Origin of the sequence: Agromyces humi, assembly GCF_009720255.1 — a bacterium.
Lineage (GTDB): Bacteria > Actinomycetota > Actinomycetes > Actinomycetales > Microbacteriaceae > Agromyces > Agromyces humi.
Window position 1 is genome coordinate 1 of sequence record NZ_WJSP02000460.1, and the last position, 2,619, is coordinate 2,619.

Annotated in this window: 2 protein-coding genes and 1 pseudogene; 1 reads left to right on the forward strand and 2 read right to left on the reverse strand. The window is 72.4% G+C overall.

Annotated elements, in window-relative coordinates; genetic code table 11:
* Positions 1 to 112 precede the first annotated feature (112 nt).
* Positions 113 to 1,402: pseudogene (locus tag GH736_RS20880) on the reverse strand (FAD-dependent monooxygenase); the annotation flags it as partial.
* A gap of 192 nt (positions 1,403 to 1,594) precedes the next feature.
* Here GH736_RS20880 and GH736_RS20885 point away from each other — a divergent pair.
* Positions 1,595 to 2,104 (forward strand): GNAT family N-acetyltransferase, encoded by a 510-nt coding sequence (locus GH736_RS20885; protein ID WP_159606740.1) that lies wholly within the window; start codon positions 1,595 to 1,597, stop codon positions 2,102 to 2,104.
* Between the two features lie 15 nt (positions 2,105 to 2,119).
* Here GH736_RS20885 and GH736_RS20890 read toward each other — a convergent pair.
* On the reverse strand, positions 2,120 to 2,619 hold a 500-nt coding region (locus GH736_RS20890; RefSeq protein WP_159606742.1), incomplete at its 5' end, for a hypothetical protein.

Consider the following 2,619-nt stretch of genomic DNA (forward strand, 5'->3'; position numbering starts at 1 on the left):
CCATCGCCGAGACCGGCACGGTGTTCGTCTCCGGGTCGAGCGGCGCTGAGAGCAACGACTGGGCGACCATCGCCTACGACGGCACCACCGGCGAGGAGCTCTGGACGACCCGCTCCGACGGCGAGGCGAACTCCTCGGGCTTCTTCGCCATCATCGTCGACCACTGCTTGTCGAAGTCGATGAGGTTCTGCGCGACCACCTGCCGTTCGGCCGAGTACGTGGCGAGCAGGCTCTCGGGGGCGCGCCCCTCGAGCACGTGGCCGAGCTTCCAGCCGAGGTTCCACCCGTCCTGGATGGAGACGTTCATGCCCTGTCCGGCCTTGGCGCTGTGGGTGTGGCAGGCGTCGCCGGCGATGAAGACGCGCGGGGTCCGCGAGCCGGCGGCCTCCGTGGGCACGTCGTCGAACCGGTCGGTGAGGCGGTGCCCGACCTCGTAGACGCTGTGCCACGCCACGTGCCGCACGTCGAGCGTGTAGGGGTGCAGGATCTCGTTCGCCCGGGCGATGACCTGCTCGATCGTGGTCTGGCGCACGTGGTGGTGGTCGTCGACGGGGACCTCGCCGAGGTCGACGTACATGCGGAAGAGGTAGCCCCCCTCGCGCGGGATGAGCAGGATGGAGCCCGCCTCCGACTGGATGGAGCACTTCGTGCGGATGTCGGGGAAGTCGGTCACGGCGAGCACGTCCATGACGCCCCACGCGTGGTTGGCCTGGTCGCCGGCCATGTGGCATCCGATCGCCGCGCGAACCCGGCTGCGGGCGCCGTCGGCACCCATCACGTACTTCGCCCGCACCGTGCGCCGCTCGCCCTCGTGCTCCCCCGCGGTGCGGCGGAGCGTCACCGTGACGGGGTGGTCGCCGTCCGGTTCACCGCCCTGTTCGGCGTCGGTCACCTCGAGGCCCTCGAACTCGTAGCCGAAGTCGGGGGTCAGGCGCGTCGGCGCGTTGGCGGCGAACTCGGCGAAGTAGTCGAGCACGCGGGCCTGGTTGACGAGCAGGTGCGGGAACTCGCTGACGCCGGCCGGGTCGTCGGGCGTGCGCTTGGCCCGCACGATGCGCGACGGGTCGGCGGGGTCGGGCTTCCAGAACACCATCTCGGTCTGCCAGTACGCCTCGGCGACGATGCGCTCGGCGAACCCGAACGCCTGGAAGGTCTCGACGCTGCGGGCCTGGACGCCGTCGGCCTGGCCGATCTCGAGCCGGCCGGGGCGCCGGTCGACGATGCGGGTCGTGACGTTCGGGAACATCGCGAGCTGGGCGGCGGCGATCATACCCGCCGGACCGGCGCCGACGATGAGCACGTCGACCTCGTCGGGCAGCTCGGCGGGCCGGTCGAGACCGACGCCCGCAGCGGGCAGGACCCGCGGGTCGCCCGACACGTAGCCGTGGTGGTGGAACTGCACGGGTTCTCCTCACATCATCGTGCGGTGGCAGCGCTCGTGTTCGATAGTCGAACACGTAATTCACATATCGCGCGTACCCGATGGTAGGCGGGCCGCCCCCGGGTGGCAAGCCGACTGCGGCGTCCTGCGAGCCGTGCGTCGCGCGGTGCACCGGAGCCGGCGTCGAGGCCGCCGGCCGCATACACTGCTGCGGTGATCCGACCCGAGCGGCCCGACGACGCCGATGCCATCCACGACCTCACCGTCATCGCCTTCGACCCGATGCCCTTCAGCGACGGCACCGAGGCGCCCATCGTCCGCGCCCTGCGGGCCGCGGGCGACCTCACGGTCTCGCTCGTCGACGAGGAGGACGGCGAGATCATCGGCCACGTCGCGTTCTCACCGGTCACCATCGACGGGGCGGATGTCGGGTGGTTCGGCCTCGGCCCCATCTCGGTGCGCCCCGACCACCAGCGCCGGGGCGTCGGCAGCCGGCTCGTCGCGGCCGGCCTCGACGAGCTCCGGGCGCGGGGGGCGCGCGGCTGCGCGCTCATCGGCAACCCCGCGGTCTACGGCCCGATGGGGTTCGTCGGCGACGACGCCCTCACGTACCGCGGGCTCGGCGACGGGCTCGTGCAGCGCGTCGTGCTCGAGGGCGAGCCGGTGGACGGCGAACTGCGGTTCGCCGACGCGTTCGAGGCGTACGAGGACGCCCACGAGTAGCAGCGAGTGACCGTCTCAGGGCACGATGAGGCCGAGCGACACGGTGCCCGCCGAGCTGAGGCGCGCGACCGCGAGCCCGTACCCGTCGGGGCCGTACTCCACGCTGAGCCCGTCGAGCGGGAAGATCCCCTGGCTCGTGCAGTCCCGCCGGAACGGCCCGGTCGGGAACGCGAGCACGAGGCAGACGTCGGCGCCGTCGAACGCGCGCACGACGAAGGCCGACGGACCGTCGGTGCGCGCCGCGACCAGCCGCACCGAATCGGGGTCGACCGAGTCGTCGATCGCCGCGATGCGAGCGGCCTCGGCGGCGACCGGCAGGCGGTCGAACAGCTGCGGGATCCTCGTCTCGTCGAGGGGCACCCCGGGCTCGGGGGTCGACACGATCCCGAAGCGCGACGACGAGCTCGACGTCGATGGCACCCGCTGCGCGGTCGACCATCCGAGCACCCCTCCCACGAGCAGGCCGACGGTTGCCGCGGCGGCGGTCCAGCGCACGAGTCGGCGTCGCGCGGCCG